The following is a 15904-nucleotide window of genomic DNA, read 5'->3' as shown; positions in this document are numbered from 1 at the left end:
GATGCTAACCGATGCGCGCGCCGGGCGAGCAACATGGAAACGTCGCGGACAAATCGCCTTTGCTCCGCTTGCGCTCGCGAGGATACCATCCGGCGCCCATGAGAGGCCTCATCACGGTGGGCGCGGCGCTCGCGAGCGCGCTCCTCGGCATCGCCCTGGGCGCATCGTCCGCCCGCGCGGAGGGGCCCGGCGCCGTCGCGCTGAGCCGGTTCGAGCCGACCCCCGCGGGCGACCCGCTCTTCGGCGTGCCGTCGCCGTTCATCGGCGGACACCTGGTTCCGCGCGGGCTCGTCCTGTTCGATCACGCGGAGGACCCGCTCACCCTCTCGGACGGCGCCTCGCCCGAGCGGGTGATCGTCGGCAGCCAGTCGCACCTCCACGTCGGCGGCTCGCTCTCGCTCTGGGATCGGCTGCTCGTCTCGGCCTCTCTCCCGCTCGCGCTGGCCCAGAGCGGCGACGGCCCCGCGTCCGCCGCCGGCGCGGGCGCGCCCGAGGCGCCGTCGTCCCCCGCGCTCGGCGACCTGCGCCTCGGCGTGCGCGTCCGGCTGCTCGGCGACGAGCGCGACGCGCTCCAGATCGGCACGAGCGCGGCCCTGCACCTGCCCACGGGCAGCTCGGACGCGTACGTCGGCGAGGGCGCGGTGCGCGTGACGCCGCAGCTCCTGCTCGGCGGGCGGGTCGCGCGGGTGGTGTGGAGCGTCGCGGGCGGCGCGGTGATGCGGAGCTCCGAGAACCCGTCGACGCTCGCGTACGGCGGCGGCGCGGCCGTGCTCCTCTGGGACGAGCGGCTGCAGATCGGCCCGGAGGTGTACGCCGAGACGATGCTGCAGGGCGGCTCGCTGTCGCTCACCGCGCGCGAGCGGGTCGCGGTGGAGAGGACCACGAGCGCCGAGCTCCTGCTTGGCGCCCGGCTCCGCCCGCTCGCGGGCCTCGTCGTCGGGGCGGCCGCCGGTCCGGGCCTCGGGGAGGCGATCGGCGCGCCGTCGTTCCGCGCGATCGGGACCGTGGCGTGGGCTCCGCCTGCGCTCCCTCCCGTGCGCGCGGCGGACCCGGATCCGGACGCGGACGGCATCTCCGGCGCCCAGGACGCGTGCCCGTACACGCACGGGCTGGCCAGCGCCGACGCGCGGCGAAACGGCTGCCCCGTGGAGGACCGGGACGAGGACGGCGTCGCCGATCCGGACGACGTGTGCCCCGACACGGCCGCAGGCGGCGGGGGCGGCGATCCGGCGCGGCGCGGCTGTCCCGCGGACCAGGACGGCGACGGCCTGCCCGACGCGCTCGACGCGTGCCCGGCGGAGAAGGGCGACGCGGCGGGCGGCGCGACGCGGCCGGGCTGCCCCCCTGCGGCGCCGAGCAAGCCCGCGGATCAGGACGGCGACGGCCTGCTCGACGACGCCGATGCGTGCCCGCGCGAGAAGGGCCCGGCGAGCGAGGACGCGGCCGCGCGCGGCTGCCCGACGCGGGTGCGGGTGCAGGGGGAGCGGGTCGTGCTGCTGGAGCCCGTCGTGTTCCGCGTGCTGAAGAACGATCCGGCGCCGATCGATCCGAAGAGCGAGGCGGTGCTCGCCGAGGTGCACGACGTGATCGCGCAGCACCCGGAGTGGGTGAAGATCGAGGTCTGCGCGCACACGGACGGCGCCGGCAACGCCCGGTTCAACGAGACGCTCTCGACGGCGCGCGCGGAAGCGGTGCGCAGGAGGCTCGTCGAGAAGGGGATCGCGGCCGAGCGGCTGGTCGCGAAGGGATACGGGGCGAGCCAGCCGATCGCGGACAACAAGAGCGCGGCCGGGCGGGAGAAAAACCGGCGGATCGAGCTCCTGGTCCTGGAGACGAAGTGACCCGCGGGCGGGTGAGGCCACCACCCAGATAGAGAGAGAGAATGAAGCGAATCGTCATGGCCACAGGGCTCGGCGTCACGCTGGCGCTCGTGGCTGCCCCGCGGAGCGCGGCGGCGCAGTGTGGTGCCTCGGGCCCCCTTCAGGAGCTCGTGGATGGCCTCACCTTCGTGTGGGACGTCGGGACGGACGGGGTGGTCAACAACGGGACCATTGACGCCTTCGACACCGGCATGGTGCTGCGGGTGGACGGGGCGAGGTTCCCTCCCTCGACCCGGGTGGCGGAGATGGACGGGAGACAGCTCGCCCACGGGCCGGCGCTCCTCGGCAGCCTCGAGGTCACCAGGAAGGTGTACGTGCCCACCGACGAAGGGTGGGCGCGGTTCCTGGAGATCCTCCACAACCCCACCGCCTCCGAGCTGCCGGCGGTCGTGCGGATCGAGACGAACGTCGGCTCCGACAACGACACAACGATCACGCAGTCGCACAGCGGAGATCTGGAGTTCACGCCGGTGGACCGGTGGCTCGCCACGGACGACGTCGACGCGGGCGCGGACCCGAGCCTCCATTTCAATTTCTACGGGCCTTCGGCGGCGATCGCGCCGGGGAGCGTCGGGATGACCACCGACAACTGCGCGGCGACACAGGGGCCCACGGTCGAGTTCGCCCTCACGGTGCCACCCAGGGGGACGCGGATCCTCATGCACTTCGGCGGGCAGCACGCGAGCCAGGCCGACGCGCACGCGAGCGCGATCCGCCTCGATGCCCTCCCGGCGGGGGCGCTGCTCGGGATGACGGCGACCGAACAGGCCGGCGTGGTCAACTGGGACCTCAACGACGACGCTGACGGCGACGGCGCGAACGACGACGGCGACAACTGCCCGTCGGTGCCGAACTCCGACCAGACCGACACGGACGATGACGGACCGGGCGACGCGTGCGACGACGACGACGACAACGACGCCTTGGACGACAAGGCCGACAACTGCCCGTCGGTGCCGAACTCCGACCAGACCGACACGGACAATGACGGACTGGGCGACGCGTGCGACGGCGACGACGACAACGACGCCTTGAGCGACGAGGCCGACAACTGCCCTGTCGTCCCCAACCCCGATCAGGCCGACATCGACGGCGACGGCGCAGGCGACGCCTGCGACGCGAGCGCGCTCGACAGGGATGACGACGGTGTGGAGGACGGCGCAGACAATTGCCCCTCGACCCCCAACCCCGATCAGGCCGACATCGACGGCGACGGCGATGGGGATGCGTGCGACGGCGACGACGACGACGACGGGGCCCCGGACGGCTCGGACAACTGCCCACTCTCGGCGAACCCGAGCCAGAGCGACACCGACGGCGACGGCCAGGGCGACCGGTGCGATGACGACGACGACAACGACGGCGCGCTCGACGGCGCCGACAACTGCCCGATCCTGGCGAACCGCGGGCAGGAGGACGCGAACAGCGACGGCGTGGGCGACGCCTGCGACTGCGACGCGCCGCCGAAGCCCGACGGCACGCCCTGCGACGACCGCGACCCCTGCACCCTGGCCGACGCCTGCGACGACGGCGTCTGCAGGGGCAACGAGCCGGTCGCGTGCGCGCCCTCCGGGAACGCCTGCACCTCCGCGCAGTGCCATCCAAGGTACGGCGAGTGCGCGCTGTTCCCGAACGAGGGCGCCCGCTGCCCCGGCGGCACCTGCGTGGCCGGCGGCTGCGTGCCCGACGATGCCGGAAGCGGGGGCGGCGGCGCTGGCGGCGATGCGGGTGCCGGCGGCGCTGGCGGAGGCGGCGGCGCCGGCGGCGATGCGGGTGCCGGCGGCGCTGGCGGGGGCGGCGGTGACAACGGCGGCGGCGCTGGCGGCGACGGCGACGGCGCGACTTCCCGGCCCGGAGGCGGCGAGCCGCAGGCGCACGGCAACGGCTGCGGCCTCGCGGTGCGCGCCGACGCGTCGGCGATCTCGGCTGCGGTGTGGCTCGCCGCTGCGGCGCTCCTCGCCGGGTGGCGGCGACGGCGGGGGTGACCCACCGCGCCGCCGTCGCGCGGCTCGCCCACCGCCGCCGTCGCGCGGCTCGCTCACCTAGCCGCGGTGATCGCTGGCGGGGCGGGAGCGCGAAGACGAGCGTTCCCCCTCGATGCTGACGCTGCCGGGCGCGATCCCGGCAGCGATGTGCCCTTCGTCAGGGCTCCTGCGACCCCGACGCGAGCCACGGCCCGCACGTCGGCAGCCCCGTGGTCTTCTGGGCGCAGTCCGTCGCCGGCGCCGTCAACACGGCCGCGATCTTGCCGTTCGCCATCTGCTTGCACACCTCCGGTGGCAGCTGGATCTGCCCGTCTTCCTCCACCCGGAAGCCGTCATCGCTGGCGGCGTCGAGCGCCACAAGGCAACGGCGCTCGTCGCCATCGCCGTCGCATATGCCGTCGCCAGCGACGGTCTCCAGCGCCACGTTCCGTGGAGCCCCGCCGTCGCCCGCGATCGTGCAAGCCGCCGCGTCGACCTCCGCCGCCGTCGCCTCCTCGAAGCAGGTCGTCACGTCGAAGCAGTCCCCGTCCCCACCGCCGTAGACGTCGCCGGACGAATAGTCAGGGAGCGTGCTCGAATCGATCTTGTTCGACACGCATGCCCCCGCGACGCAGGTCTGCTCGTCGCCGCAGAGCGTGTTCTCGACGTCGTTCCCCGCGCTCTTCCCTGAGCCGTCGCAGAGAAAGTCGAGCGGTAGGGTGAGCAACGCGACGCGATTCTCCGGGATCGTCGTGACCGCCTCACGCACGATGCGCACCGCGCCAAGCGCGTCATCGACGCGCGCGCTGACCCTGATCCGGATGGATTCACCCCCGCTGTTCGAGGAGTAGAACCCGATTGTCGCCGGGAGCTGCGCGTCGGCATCGGACTCGCCAAGCCGCAGGTAGGCTTGATTGAACCCGCCTCCGCCGCTCTTGAACACCTGGACCTGGAGGACATCGAAGTCCTTGGGAAGGGCGAGATCCGTCGAGATGGCGACGACGATCTCGTCCGGCGAAGAACACCCTCCGCACGCGAGCGCGAGGAGCGCGGCGAGGACGAACCGGCGGCCGCGGATCATCGGCCTCCTCCGAAGGGGATCGCGAACGAGGCGCCGCCCCGCGCGGACAGGGCGACCGAGCCGGGCGACAGGTTGCCGTCGACCGGCGGCTCCGCTGCGAAGACGCCCAGGCCGACCAGGAGCGCGCCCGTGAGCACGGCCACGCCGCCGCCGATCCAGATCCAGCTCGCGATGTTGCTTTCCTTGGGCTTCGGCACCAGCGAGACCTGCACGCGGCGTGTCTGGTTATCGTGGATCATGACCTCGGACTGGTGCGACACCATGTCGGACGCCGTGACGCGGAGCGCGTGGCCGCCGCTTGGCACCGGCCCGTCATAGGTGCCGCGACCGACCACGCGGCCGTCGATGGAGATGACGGCGTTCGACGGCGCCGCGACGATGAGCCGCCCCTGGTGGACCTCGCGCTCGAGCGTGGCCTTCACCGTGACCATGTCGCCGCCCGCCACCGGCTGGGAGACCTCGACGTCCTTGAAGCCCTTCTTGGTCACCCGGATCTTCCGGGTGCCGACGTCGAGCAGCACGGGCTCGCGCAGCGGGGTCCGGCCGACCTCCTCGCCGTCGACGAAGACGGCGGCGCCCGCCTCGCTGGCCTGGAGGTCGAGGCGGCTCACGTAGGCCTTCGTCGCCTCGACGAGCGCCGCGGCGTCCTTGCGATCCTGCTCCGTGAGCTGCGGGCCGGCCTCCTGGAGGAGCTTCTCGACCGTTCCGAGCAGGCGCGCGTAGCGCTTGAGGTTCTTCTGGCAGAGGGCGATGTTCCAGAGCAGCCGCGGGTCGCGGGAGAGCTCGTGGGCGCGCTCGAACTTGATGATGGCGTTGCGGTAGTCGCCGTCGTTGAAGAGGATCCGCGCGGCCTCATACTCGGCCTTGGCCTCCCCCGTGAGGGTCTCGGACAGCGGCCCCTGGGCCGCAGGAGCGCTCGCGGCGGGCGCGGCGGCCGGCGCAGGCTGGGCCACGACGGGCGCGCCGGCGGCCGGCGCAGGCTGGGCCGCGGCGGGCGCGAGCCCCGCCAGCGCGGCGCCGCCGAGCGCGAGCGCGGCACAGACGCGCGCGCTCTTGCGGCTCCGCAGCGGGAGTCGTTCGCTTCCAGGCCAATTCATCTGGGCTTACCTTTGTCGTTCAGCACATCGAAGATGCTGGGGCTGTCGTTCCCCTGTGACGCGGTCGTGGTCGACGCGGCCGAGGGCGCCGCTGTCGACGCCGGTGGGGCCGAAGGCACCGCGGAGGCCCTCGGCCGAGGCGCCGTGGGGGTGGACGTCGTGGGCGCCTTCGCGGTCGCCGTCGTCGATGTTCGGGCGCTCGCCGACGGCGCCGGGGCCGTTGTGGCCACCGCGGTCGTCGTCGGCGCCGGGGTGGCGACCGTGGCCACGGCGGAGACGTCCGGAGGAGGGACCGGCGGGGGCGGCACGGACGTCGTCGCGGGCGGCGGGGGCTCGGCGGAGGTGGTCGCGGCCAGCGGATCGACCGCAGGATTCCCCGCGTCGCCGCGGAACGTGACGAAGCGCAGGACCCCGCCGATCACCGCCGCGAGGCCCACCCCGGCGATCGCGAGCGCCACGCCGCTCCGCCTGCGGCCGGCCGACACGGGGCTCGCGGCCGTCCAGCCGGGAGCCGAGCCCACCGGGCCGGCCGTGTGGCCGACCGCGGCGCCTGACGTCACGCCGGCGGGCGGCGCGCTGGACCGCCCCTGCGCGGTCGCCGCGGGCACGCCGCTCACGCGCTCCTGCGTCGTCGGCCCGGGGGGAACGCTCATCCGATCGCGCGCCGAGCTCGCCCGGTCGCGCCAGCTGACCGCGGGCACGAGCCCCAGCGTCCGCTCGATCCGCTCCAGCGACGCCAGCGCGAGCGGAGGGCCGAAATCGACGATGGCGCCCGCGAGCTCGGCGACGGACCTGAAGCGCTTCGCGACGTCCCTCTCGAGGCAGTGCAGGATCGCCGCCTCCAGGCCCGGCGGCAGGTCGCGCCGGAAGGTGCTCGGGGACGGCGGCGCCTCGGTGTTGATCATCAGGATGAGCTCGGACAGCGAGGTCGCGTCGAAGGGCACCCGCGCCGTGAGCAGCTGATAGAGGATGGCGCCGAGCGACCAGATGTCCGCGCGCGCGTCCACCGAGCGCGCCGAGCGCATCTGCTCCGGCGCCATGTAGAGCGGCGAGCCCAGCACCATCGCCGTCTTCGTCAGCCCGAGCTCGGGCTCGGCCCCGGCCGACTCGGCGAGCGCCTTGGAGATGCCGAAATCGAGCACCTTCACCATGCCGCTGCCGTCCGCTCCGCGCGTGAGGAAGAGGTTCGCCGGCTTGAGATCGCGGTGGATGATGCCGGCCGCGTGCGCCTCGGCGATGGCCTCGCAGGCCTCGAGCACGTAGCCCACGGCCTCCTCCAGCTCGAGCGGGCCGCGCTGCCGCAGCGTCTCCTGCAGGTCGCTCCCCTCCAGGTACTCCATCACCATGAACGGCGCGCCGGTCTCGAGCGTCCCGACGTCGAGCACGCGCGCGACGTGCTCGCTCTTCAGGCGCACCGCCGCGCGCGCCTCGCGCACGAAGCGCTCCACCATCTCGGCGTTGGCGCCGGGGTGGAGCATCTTGATGGCGACCCGCTGGTGGAGCTGCTCGTGCAGGGCGGCGACGACGACGCCCATGCCCCCTTGCCCGAGGATGCGCTCGACCCGGTATTTCCCCGACAGAACTTGACCTTCGGCAACCGGTGCGCTCACGGACACTCCTGCGCTGGGGCGGCCGTCAGGGCGCGCCACCACCGCCACGTTATCCAGGGGGCCACCTTATTCCATCCGCCGCTTTCGTCCAAGGCCTCGCCTCGGCCGCTCAGGCCACGTCAGGCCACGTCAGGGGCCGCCACGGTCGGTCGCCGTGCTCGCCGTGCTGCCGGCCGTGCGCTGGACCGACGCGGGGCGGGCAAGCCGGGCGGCCGGCTCATCCGTGGTGCTCCCCATCGTCGCCCGGGGCGACTACCCTACGCGCCATGCCCCGCATCGCCAAAGTCGAGCGCAAGACGCGCGAGACGGACATCCGCATCGAGATCGATCTCGACGGCCAGGGCCGCTCGTCGATCAGGACGCCGCTCCCCTTCCTCACGCACATGCTCGATCAGATCGCCCGCCACGGCCTGTTTGACCTCACCATCCACGCCGAGGGCGACATCGAGATCGACGGCCACCACACCACCGAGGACTGCGGCATCACCCTGGGCGCGGCCGTGCAGCAGGCGCTCGGCGACAAGGCGGGCATCGCGCGCTACGGCGAGGCGACGCTCCCCATGGACGAGGCGCTCGCGCAGTGCGCGCTGGACCTCTCCGGCAGGCCGTACTTTGTCTGGCGCGTGCCGCTGCCCAAGGCGAAGCTCGGCACGTGGGACGTCGAGCTCGCCCCCGTGTTCTTCGAGGGCTTCGCGCGCGGCGTCGGCGCGAACCTCCACGTCCGCCTCATCGAGGGGGACAACCTGCACCACATCGTCGAGATCTGCTTCAAATCGTTCGCCAAGGCGCTGATGAAGGCGACCCGCATCGAGCCCCGCGTCGCCGGCATTCCGTCCACCAAGGGGAGCCTCTGAGCCATGCAATCGATCGCGCTCGTCGACTTCGGGATGGGCAACCTGCGCTCCGTGGAGCGGGCGCTCCTCCAGGCCGCCGGGGACGCCGGCGAGCCGTGCGCGGTCACGCGCACGGGCGATCCGGAGGTCATCGCGCGGGCCGACAAGGTGGTGGTGCCAGGCCAGGGCGCCTTCCGCGACTGCGCGGCCGCGCTGCAGAGCGGCATCGGCGAGGCGCTGCGCGAGCAGATCCGGAAGGGGGCGCCGTACCTCGGCATCTGCCTCGGCATGCAGGCCCTCTTCGACTCGAGCGAGGAGGCGGCCGGCGCGCGGGGGCTCGGCGTGTTCCCCGGCATCGTCAAGCGTCTCACGCCGGAGCCGAGCGCGGCCGAGGCGACGGCGGTGGCCGGCGAGCCCTGGGCCGGGATCAAGATCCCCCACATGGGGTGGAACCGCATCGCGATCACGCGCGACGTGGAGGGCCCGCTCGGCGTGTTCGCTGGCGAGCGCCCGTTCGTCTACTTCGTCCACAGCTACCACGCCGTCCCGCTCGACCCGGCGCTCGTGGCGGCGACGACGGAGCACGGCCCGCACCGGATCACCGCGGCGATCGAGCGGGACAACGTGACCGCGACGCAGTTCCACCCCGAGAAGAGCCAGGAGACGGGCCTGCGCCTGCTCGTCCGCTTCCTGAACGGGTGAGCCGACCGCGGCGCTGGCCTGTCACGGGTGCGGGCGCTGCGCCCGGTGGTACAGGTGCTTCACGTGCGCGAGCTTGAGGTGCGCGCTCAGGGGCAGCTCGGACGGCCGCCGGGCGAGGCCGCGCCGCGAGGGGCGCGCTCGGCCCGCGCGCCCCTCGCGCTCCGGCAACCGCGGCGCGAGGGGGAGATCGACGACGAACACCGCGCCCCGGCCGAGCTCGCTCTCCACGCGGATCGCCCCGCCATGCGCGCGCGCCGCGGCGTGCGCGATGTAGAGGCCGAGCCCCAGGCCGCCGAAGCGATCCGGGACCGCCCGCTCGAATCGCGCGAAGATCCGCTCCTGGTCCTCCCTCGCGATCCCCATGCCGTGATCGCGCACGATGAGCCGCGCCCGCGCGCGCGTCGCGCGCACCTCGATCGAGATCGGCTTGCCCTCACCGAAGGTGATCGCGTTCTTGATCAGGTGGAACGCCATGCGCTCGATCTGGGGCCGGTCCCAGCGGCCGATCACCGCGCCCTCGGCCGCGACCGCGATGGCGCCGCGCGCGGCCGGCCGATGCGCGACCGCCGCCGCCACCACATCGCGGACGAGCACGACGAGATCGACAAGCTCGCGGGCCGGCGCGCGCCGGGCCGGATCGGCGCGCCGGACCTGGAGCATGTCGTCGCACAGCCTGGCGAGCCGGCCGAGCTGACGGTCGAAGACGGCCAGCATCGCCGCCGCCCACGCCGGGGTGTTCTCCGGCTCCCGTTCGCTCATCCGCTTCGTCAGCTGGAGCTGCAGGAGGAGCGAGGTGACAGGCGTCCTGATCTCGTGCGCGGCGAGCACGAGGAAGTCCTCCCGGAGCCGGGCGGTGTCTTCCCGGATCGGAACGGCGGGGACGCGGTCGTCGAGGTCGTCGCAAAGCGCGGTCATGGCAGAGCCTGCTGGCAGAGTTCGGTCATGATCACGCAAAGCATGGCTCGTGCCGTTCATGGCGGTTCGCAGTTCGGCACTCCCGGCGGCAGAACAGGGCCACTTCTGCCGGGCGGACGCGCGTCGAGGCGTCGCACCGCGCTGCCGACTGCGCAAAACCTCGCGGCGTGAGCCGCCTGGACGGGCAGGGCCGAGCGCGGCGCATCAGGCGGCTCCGGAGCGCTGCCGGGCCGTGGCGCAGGCGGGTCCGGGCGCCCCCTTGCTTGCGGGCCAGGGCCCGCGGAGCAGCTTTGTCCGCATGCAACACCAGAGCGGAGAGCAACACCAGAGTGGAGAGCCAGGAGCCAGGGCTCAGGACCGCGGATCCATGGGTGAGCTGCACGCGCTGCTCAGGGAGTTCGACACGGCCATGCTCGTCACCATGACCCCGGAGGGGCTGATGCGGGGTCGGCCGATGGAGATCCAGGAGCCGGCCGAGCTGATGGACTGCGATCTCTGGTTCGTGACGCAGGAGGAGACGGCGAAGACCGGCGAGATCACCCGGGAGCAGCAGGTGGCGGTCTGCTGCTACCGGCCGCGGGATCGGGCGTACATCTCGATCTCGGCGCGCGCGACGATCGACAGGAACGAGGAGAAGATCCGGAGCCTCTGGAAGCCCTCGTGGAAGGCGTGGCTGCCGGACGGCCCCGCTCACCCTCACGCCGCGATCCTGAGGCTGAACGTGGAACGCGCCGAGTACTGGGAGCCCGAGGGCGGGCGGCTCCGGATCCTGTACGAGAAGGCCAAGGCGCTCGTTCAGAGAAAGCCGGCGAACGACAAGCTGAATCCGCCGAAGCACATCTGAGCGCCGCGCCCGCCGCGGCGGCCCGGCTCTCCCGCGCGGCCGCCCGATCTAGCGCGCCGCTGCCGCCCCGAAGATGCGGCTGAGCGCGTCGGTGAGGGAGCTGTCGTCGTTGCTGCCGACGACCAGCTCGGCCACCTGCTTGAGCGCCTGCGGGCTGTGACCCATCGCGATCGGAAGACCGCAGGCCTTCAGCATGGGAATGTCGTTCTCGCCGTCGCCGACAGCGACCATCTCCCGCGCGGACAGCCCTCGCCTCTCGGCGATGAACGCGAGCGCGCGCCCCTTGTCGATCCGGCTGCGCGTCATCTCGATGTAGTTGTCCTTCGAACGCGCTACCGCAATGCCGTCGTCGAGCGCCGCGAGCTCCTTCGCGAGCCGAGCGTTATCGCAGTGCCCTTCGTCGGTGATCATCAGGAGCTTCTCGGTCACGGGGCGGCTCGCGAAGCCGGCATCGACCGTGGGCGCGAAGCCGACGATGTCGGCCTCGGCCCTGACGCGCCGGTCCGCCGCCTGAACGATCCAGTCGAAGCCGGCGTAGAGGTTCAGGCTGACCCGCTCGTCGCGTCCATAGCGCGCCAGGATCTGCTCGACGGTGGCCTCCGGCAGGGGCGAGCGGTCGAGTATCCGCCTGCCGGAGCTGAAGACGACGGCGCCGTTCAGCGCCGCCCACGGGCCTTGCAGCTCCAGGCTGTCGGCGATCTGCTCGACGGAGCGAGGGGGCCGCGAGCTGATCAGCGTGAGCAGGAGCCCCCGCCCGGTCAACGCCGAGCACAGCGATCGCATCTCGGGTGAGACCGAATGGTCGGACCGCAGCAGGGTCCCGTCCAGATCGAAGGCAACGCCGCGAAAGCTTCCTGGCACCATGCGCGCTCTCCTGTCGTGCCCCTCGCCCGTACCACAGCCGAGCGCACGCGCCCGAGCTCTCCGGAGGTCGTTCGCCGCGCGCGCCGGTGGGCCGGGGCGCTGAGCTGGGAGCTCGGCGGAGCCGGCGTGGCTCGACGTCAGGCCTTCTTTCGCGGATTGAACTCGGTGACCGTGTGAAGCGTCTGGGCCACCTTCTCGCCTCTCCTCGGCGGCGTGAGCCCTTCTCCATCCAGCTCGGCGACGATGGCGGTGATGTTGTCCTCCCCGCCGCGCTCGCTCGCCAGCGCGACGAGCCTCTGGCATGAGGCCTCGATCGACGGGCCCCTCTCGATCACGGCGAGCATGTCGCCGGCCGAGAGCTTGTTCGAGAGTCCGTCCGAGCAGAGCAGGAGGCGATCGTCGCGCCGCAGCTCGAGCCGGGCGACGCTGGCCTTGACGTCCGGATCGAGGCCCATCGCCTGGAGCAACATGCTCCTCATCGGGTGCTGCTCGGCCTCCTCGGGTTGAATCATCCCTGCGTCGATGAGCGCCTGCACGAAGCTCTGATCGTGCGTGATCTGGAGGATCTGCCCGTTGCGAATCAGGTAGGCGCGCGAGTCGCCCACCTCGGCGACGTGCGCCTCGGTCCCGTGCACGCATATCGCGGTGAGCGTCGCTCCCATGCCCTGGCGGCCCGGCTGCTGCGAGGCTTGCCACACCTCGCGGTTGGCTCGCTGAACAGCCAGGAGGGTCGCGTCGTCCCAGTTGCCGCGCGCCGTGGCCATCGCCCGTCGAAGCGCCTCCACGACCAGGGCGCTCGCGACCTCGCCGGCCGCCGCGCCGCCCATGCCGTCGGAGACGGCGAGCAGGACGGGATAGGAGGCTTCGAAGGTAACCGCATGAGCAGGCGGCGCGGTCTTGGCGACCGATGTGAGGTGCGCGATGAGGAGCGTGTCCTCGTTGTTCTTGCGAACCCGCCCCAGGTCGGTGATCCCGCAGGCTCGCACCGTGCTGTCCCCGGCTCCCAGTGTCGTTGCTGTCATGTGATGTCTCCTGTTTCCTTGCTTCCACCCACAAACCGACCTCTAGATGGGGCGGGAACGCACAAAATGTAACATCGAACACATCTCATATCGCTTGGAGTTCCCGTATGCCGTGGGCGCGTCGCGGATCGCCGCCATCGCTACTCGTCTGGTGCGGCGGTGGGCCACGTCAAGCAGGGCCTGGCGGCCTGATCGGCGGGGGCTGACCCGGGTTCGGTGGGGGCTGACCCTGGGGGCTGACCCGGGTTCGGTGGGCGGCGGTGGGATCGAGGTACGTCGGCCGGCGGTGTGCCCCGGGTTGACCTGACGGCTGCCGGCCGTCCGCCCCCGGACGGGTCCCCGACTCAGGTTGAGGTCCCCGACTCAGGTTGAGGTCCCCGACTCAGGTTGAGGTCCCCGCGGCGGGTGGCGGGCGGCAGCGGATGGCGGACGGCGAGTCGCAGTCAGGGTCGGTGAATCGCAGTCAGGTCGGCCGTCAGCGGCGGTCGACTCAGGGGATCGCTGCGGACGTGAACGGTATCGGGAAGATCTGCCCCGCCCTCCACGCCTCGGCATGATCCGCGTAATGGCACGTCCGCGGATCCCCGCTGATGCCCGTGCTCATCACCCCGAGCGAGCCGTCGAGCGGCGCGAGGTTCCAGATCAGCCGCGTCGCGCTGAGCGAGTCCTGATCGAGCGCGGCTCGCACCCCGCCTGCGTCCTCGAACTCGCCGGGCGGGAGCGCCAGGATCCCGACCTTCGCGAACCACCCGCCGATGTTCACCGTCTCCACGTCGCCGGTCGCCGGGAAGGTGCCGATGTCGAAGCGCGGGTCCTCGCTCGCGAGCGGGTGGTTGTAGGTCAGCTCGTGGATCCCGCCCCAGGTCCACGCGCTCACGTCCGACCCCAGGGCCCCGCGGAGCATCGCGTCCGCCTCGCCGAGCGCCGTGCGCACGGCCTCATCCCGGGCGACCCCCGGATCCACGCCCTCGCTGATGCCGAAATAGGGCGCGCGCGGGTTCTCGAGCACGTCCATCAATCCGTTCAGCTGATTCGTGAGGAACACGTTGGACGCGAAGTACGCGTACTCATCGGGACCGATCACGCCCCTCACCGTGTTGCGCAACAGGATCAAGGTGAGCATCTCGTAGACGGCCGCGCCGCGGCTGCTCGCCGCCGCATTGCCATCCCACTGTTGCAGGGCCTCCGCCGCCGCGAGGGCGCTCGGATCGTCCCCAGGCAGCCCGACGCGCCCGAGCGCGGCCAGGTAGCTGTCGCGCAGCGGCAGCCCGATCGTGGTCTGCGTGTCGAGCTGGATCGACGCCATGTCCTGCGGTGTGAGCGGCTGCGTCGCCGTGGTCAACCGGGTCATGATCCGCTGAGCGCGCCAAGGCATGTCCCAGTAGTTGGCGAGGTGCACCGTCCGCCCCTGCGGCGCGTAGCTGCGCGGGACCATCCGGTTGTTCGCCGTCACCAGGATATGCGACGGCGGATCGTAGACCGAGGGCAGCTCGGCGTTCGTGGCGTACCCGGTCCACTCGTGTCCTCCCGTCCCCGGCACCGGATAGAGCGCGTTCAGCGGGCTCTCACGTTGCGGCGCGAGACCCGAGTTCTGGTAGCCGATGTGGCCGTGGGCGCCCGTGTAGTCCGCGAAGATGAAGTTCCAGCCGATGCTCTGCTTCAGCGCCGCCGATTTGAACTGCGGCCAGCTCTGCGCCGCCGGCATCTCGAAGTAGCCGTCGACCTTCCACTCGGGTTGAGCCGCGGTCGACTTGAGCGCGAGGGTGCCAAACGCCTCCAGCCCATCCAGGCCGTCGTTGAGGATGGGCCCGTGGGGCGTCGAGCGGAACGTCCGCTGCACATTCGGCTGCCCCTTCACGCGGATGGTCTCGACGCGCTTGGTGACCGGCCTCCACTGGCCGTTGATGAGCACCTCCTCGCCTCCTCCGCTCGCCTCGCGGAGCGTCTCCACGTACAGATCGACGCTGTCGAAGAGCGAATACGTCGGCACCCAGGCGATGTGGTCGGTGTGGCCGCTGATGAACCCGGGGAACCCAGGCATCATCCAGCCCGCCACGTTGTACTGACCGTTCACCTTGAGCTGGGCCATGTAGACGGCGGACGGGGTCGCGTGGGGGAAGTGCGGATCGGTCGCGAGGAGGGGCTTTCCGGTCGAGGTGAGGTGCCCGTCGACCGCCCACGCATTGCTCGCGCGTCCGCTCGCAGGCGTCATTCGCAGGAGCTGCTGCGAGAGCTGACGCGACCCCTCCAGGCAAGACGGCGGCGGCGGGTTGACGACGGTCGCGGACGGCGCGGTCGGGCCGGGCGGCACGAGGAACTGCGAGACCGGATTCAGGTTGCCCTGCGCGTCGAACATCGACACCCCGTCCGCAGCCTCCTTGATCAGGGTCGTCGCGACCTCCGTGCCCGCGATGGTTGCCACCGTCGCGCGCTCCAGCTTGGTGAACCACGTCAGGGTGTCGAACGTGACGCCCACATAAATGTAGGCCAGGACGCTGTCCTGGGGCGTCCAAGGAGCCGGCTCATAACCGAGGGTCTGGAACTCGATCGGCAGGCCGTCGCTCGATGTCTTGGCCACGGAGATGTACTTGTTCACGCCCTCGGCGCACCCCTGCAGCACGCGCTTCGTCCGCGAGGCCGCCGCTGCATAGCGCGCCGCCGCGAACGCGGGCAGGTTCTGCGCGCGGACGAGGAGATCCTGGCCGAGAATGCTGTCGTCGTCCCCGGGCCCGTAGATCTCCGCGAGGCGCCCCTGAGCGCTCCGGCGCAGCACGTCCATCTGGAAGAGCCGGTCGCGCGCCATCGCATAGCAAAGGCCGGCATAGCCTGCCTTCTCGTCCCACGCGGTGACGTGCGACATCCCCCGATCGTCCACGCGGATGTACGCCGCGTCGAGCCCACTGATCTGAACCGCGGTTTCCTTCGCCGCGGTTTGCTCTGTCAACACCTGTTCATCCTGGGCCACGCTGCACGCGGCAGCAGACAGCAGGAATGCCACGCCGGTCATTCGCCTGATCATGCCGATCTCCTTCTGCTGGCCCTCTCGCAGGGCCGCAGTTTGCAGGTCACGTGCGCCACGCTCACCCTGAGTC

At 71.9% G+C, this 15904-nt stretch carries 12 protein-coding genes; 5 read left to right on the top strand and 7 right to left on the bottom strand.

Annotation, left to right across the window (positions count from 1 at the left end; translation table 11 throughout):
- The first annotated feature begins 98 nt into the window (after window positions 1–98).
- Window positions 99–1841, top strand: a complete 1743-nt coding sequence (locus WMF36_RS14880; protein WP_437580264.1) for an OmpA family protein — start codon at window positions 99–101, stop codon at window positions 1839–1841.
- A 41-nt stretch (window positions 1842–1882) separates the two neighbouring features.
- A complete protein-coding gene (locus WMF36_RS14875; protein WP_437580263.1) occupies window positions 1883–3865 on the top strand; it encodes a thrombospondin type 3 repeat-containing protein in 1983 nt (660 codons plus the stop codon).
- 157 nt (window positions 3866–4022) lie between these two features.
- On the opposite strand, the gene WMF36_RS14870 is transcribed toward WMF36_RS14875, so the two are convergent.
- Genes WMF36_RS14870 through WMF36_RS14860 form a run of 3 tightly spaced genes read right to left on the bottom strand, consistent with a single transcriptional unit; the run spans window position 4023 to window position 7632 of the window.
- Window positions 4023–4925 carry a hypothetical protein gene (locus WMF36_RS14870; RefSeq protein ID WP_437580262.1) on the bottom strand — a complete coding sequence of 301 codons (903 nt, stop codon included), beginning with the start codon at window positions 4923–4925 and terminating at the stop codon, window positions 4023–4025.
- On the bottom strand, window positions 4922–6022 hold the full coding sequence (locus WMF36_RS14865; protein WP_437580261.1) for a PEGA domain-containing protein: 1101 nt from the start codon (window positions 6020–6022) through the stop codon (window positions 4922–4924). The genes WMF36_RS14870 and WMF36_RS14865 overlap by 4 nt, the downstream gene beginning before the upstream one ends.
- A complete protein-coding gene (locus WMF36_RS14860) occupies window positions 6019–7632 on the bottom strand; it encodes a serine/threonine-protein kinase (RefSeq protein WP_437580260.1) in 1614 nt (537 codons plus the stop codon). Before WMF36_RS14860 ends, WMF36_RS14865 begins: the two co-directional genes overlap by 4 nt.
- Window positions 7633–7898: 266 nt before the next feature.
- Here WMF36_RS14860 and hisB point away from each other — a divergent pair, with 266 nt between their 5' ends.
- Entirely contained in the window at window positions 7899–8486 is a 588-nt protein-coding gene (hisB, locus tag WMF36_RS14855) for an imidazoleglycerol-phosphate dehydratase HisB (protein WP_437490882.1), read from the top strand.
- Between the two features lie 3 nt (window positions 8487–8489).
- Window positions 8490–9167 carry an imidazole glycerol phosphate synthase subunit HisH gene (hisH, locus tag WMF36_RS14850; RefSeq protein ID WP_437580259.1) on the top strand — a complete coding sequence of 226 codons (678 nt, stop codon included), beginning with the start codon at window positions 8490–8492 and terminating at the stop codon, window positions 9165–9167.
- A gap of 21 nt (window positions 9168–9188) precedes the next feature.
- Here hisH and WMF36_RS14845 read toward each other — a convergent pair whose 3' ends face one another.
- Complete coding sequence (locus WMF36_RS14845) at window positions 9189–10082, bottom strand: sensor histidine kinase (RefSeq protein ID WP_437580258.1); 894 nt, start codon at window positions 10080–10082, stop codon at window positions 9189–9191.
- A gap of 367 nt (window positions 10083–10449) precedes the next feature.
- Here WMF36_RS14845 and WMF36_RS14840 point away from each other — a divergent pair, with 367 nt between their 5' ends.
- Window positions 10450–10926 carry a pyridoxamine 5'-phosphate oxidase family protein gene (locus tag WMF36_RS14840; protein WP_437580257.1) on the top strand — a complete coding sequence of 159 codons (477 nt, stop codon included), beginning with the start codon at window positions 10450–10452 and terminating at the stop codon, window positions 10924–10926.
- Window positions 10927–10974: 48 nt separating this feature from the next.
- On the opposite strand, the gene WMF36_RS14835 is transcribed toward WMF36_RS14840, so the two are convergent.
- The 3 genes from WMF36_RS14835 to WMF36_RS14825 all read right to left on the bottom strand — a co-directional run bounded on the left by WMF36_RS14835 (window position 10975) and on the right by WMF36_RS14825 (window position 15831).
- Entirely contained in the window at window positions 10975–11790 is an 816-nt protein-coding gene (locus WMF36_RS14835) for a Cof-type HAD-IIB family hydrolase (protein ID WP_437580256.1), read from the bottom strand.
- 137 nt (window positions 11791–11927) lie between these two features.
- On the bottom strand, window positions 11928–12812 hold the full coding sequence (locus WMF36_RS14830) for a PP2C family protein-serine/threonine phosphatase (RefSeq protein WP_437580255.1): 885 nt from the start codon (window positions 12810–12812) through the stop codon (window positions 11928–11930).
- A gap of 490 nt (window positions 12813–13302) precedes the next feature.
- The gene (locus WMF36_RS14825; RefSeq protein ID WP_437580254.1) at window positions 13303–15831 is read right to left on the bottom strand and encodes a penicillin acylase family protein; all 2529 of its coding nucleotides are present in this window, start codon (window positions 15829–15831) and stop codon (window positions 13303–13305) included.
- Window positions 15832–15904: the final 73 nt, after the last annotated feature.

The sequence above is a fragment of the Sorangium sp. So ce887 genome, assembly GCF_051521455.1.
GTDB lineage: Bacteria > Myxococcota_A > Polyangia > Polyangiales > Polyangiaceae > Sorangium.
The sequence above is the reverse complement of the archived record's forward strand: the minus strand, read 5'-3'. Positions and strand labels throughout refer to the sequence as shown.

What these genes read in the sequence shown, in the direction of transcription:
- WMF36_RS14825 (WP_437580254.1), bottom strand. Translation starts at nt 15,831, where the DNA reads ATGATCAGGCGAATGACCGGCGTGGCATTCCTGCTGTCTGCTGCCGCG.
- hisH (WP_437580259.1), top strand. Translation starts at nt 8,490, where the DNA reads ATGCAATCGATCGCGCTCGTCGACTTCGGGATGGGCAACCTGCGCTCC.
- WMF36_RS14830 (WP_437580255.1), bottom strand. Translation starts at nt 12,812, where the DNA reads ATGACAGCAACGACACTGGGAGCCGGGGACAGCACGGTGCGAGCCTGC.
- WMF36_RS14875 (WP_437580263.1), top strand. Translation starts at nt 1,883, where the DNA reads ATGAAGCGAATCGTCATGGCCACAGGGCTCGGCGTCACGCTGGCGCTC.
- WMF36_RS14880 (WP_437580264.1), top strand. Translation starts at nt 99, where the DNA reads ATGAGAGGCCTCATCACGGTGGGCGCGGCGCTCGCGAGCGCGCTCCTC.
- hisB (WP_437490882.1), top strand. Translation starts at nt 7,899, where the DNA reads ATGCCCCGCATCGCCAAAGTCGAGCGCAAGACGCGCGAGACGGACATC.
- WMF36_RS14870 (WP_437580262.1), bottom strand. Translation starts at nt 4,925, where the DNA reads ATGATCCGCGGCCGCCGGTTCGTCCTCGCCGCGCTCCTCGCGCTCGCG.
- WMF36_RS14845 (WP_437580258.1), bottom strand. Translation starts at nt 10,082, where the DNA reads ATGACCGCGCTTTGCGACGACCTCGACGACCGCGTCCCCGCCGTTCCG.
- WMF36_RS14840 (WP_437580257.1), top strand. Translation starts at nt 10,450, where the DNA reads ATGGGTGAGCTGCACGCGCTGCTCAGGGAGTTCGACACGGCCATGCTC.
- WMF36_RS14835 (WP_437580256.1), bottom strand. Translation starts at nt 11,790, where the DNA reads ATGGTGCCAGGAAGCTTTCGCGGCGTTGCCTTCGATCTGGACGGGACC.
- WMF36_RS14865 (WP_437580261.1), bottom strand. Translation starts at nt 6,022, where the DNA reads ATGAATTGGCCTGGAAGCGAACGACTCCCGCTGCGGAGCCGCAAGAGC.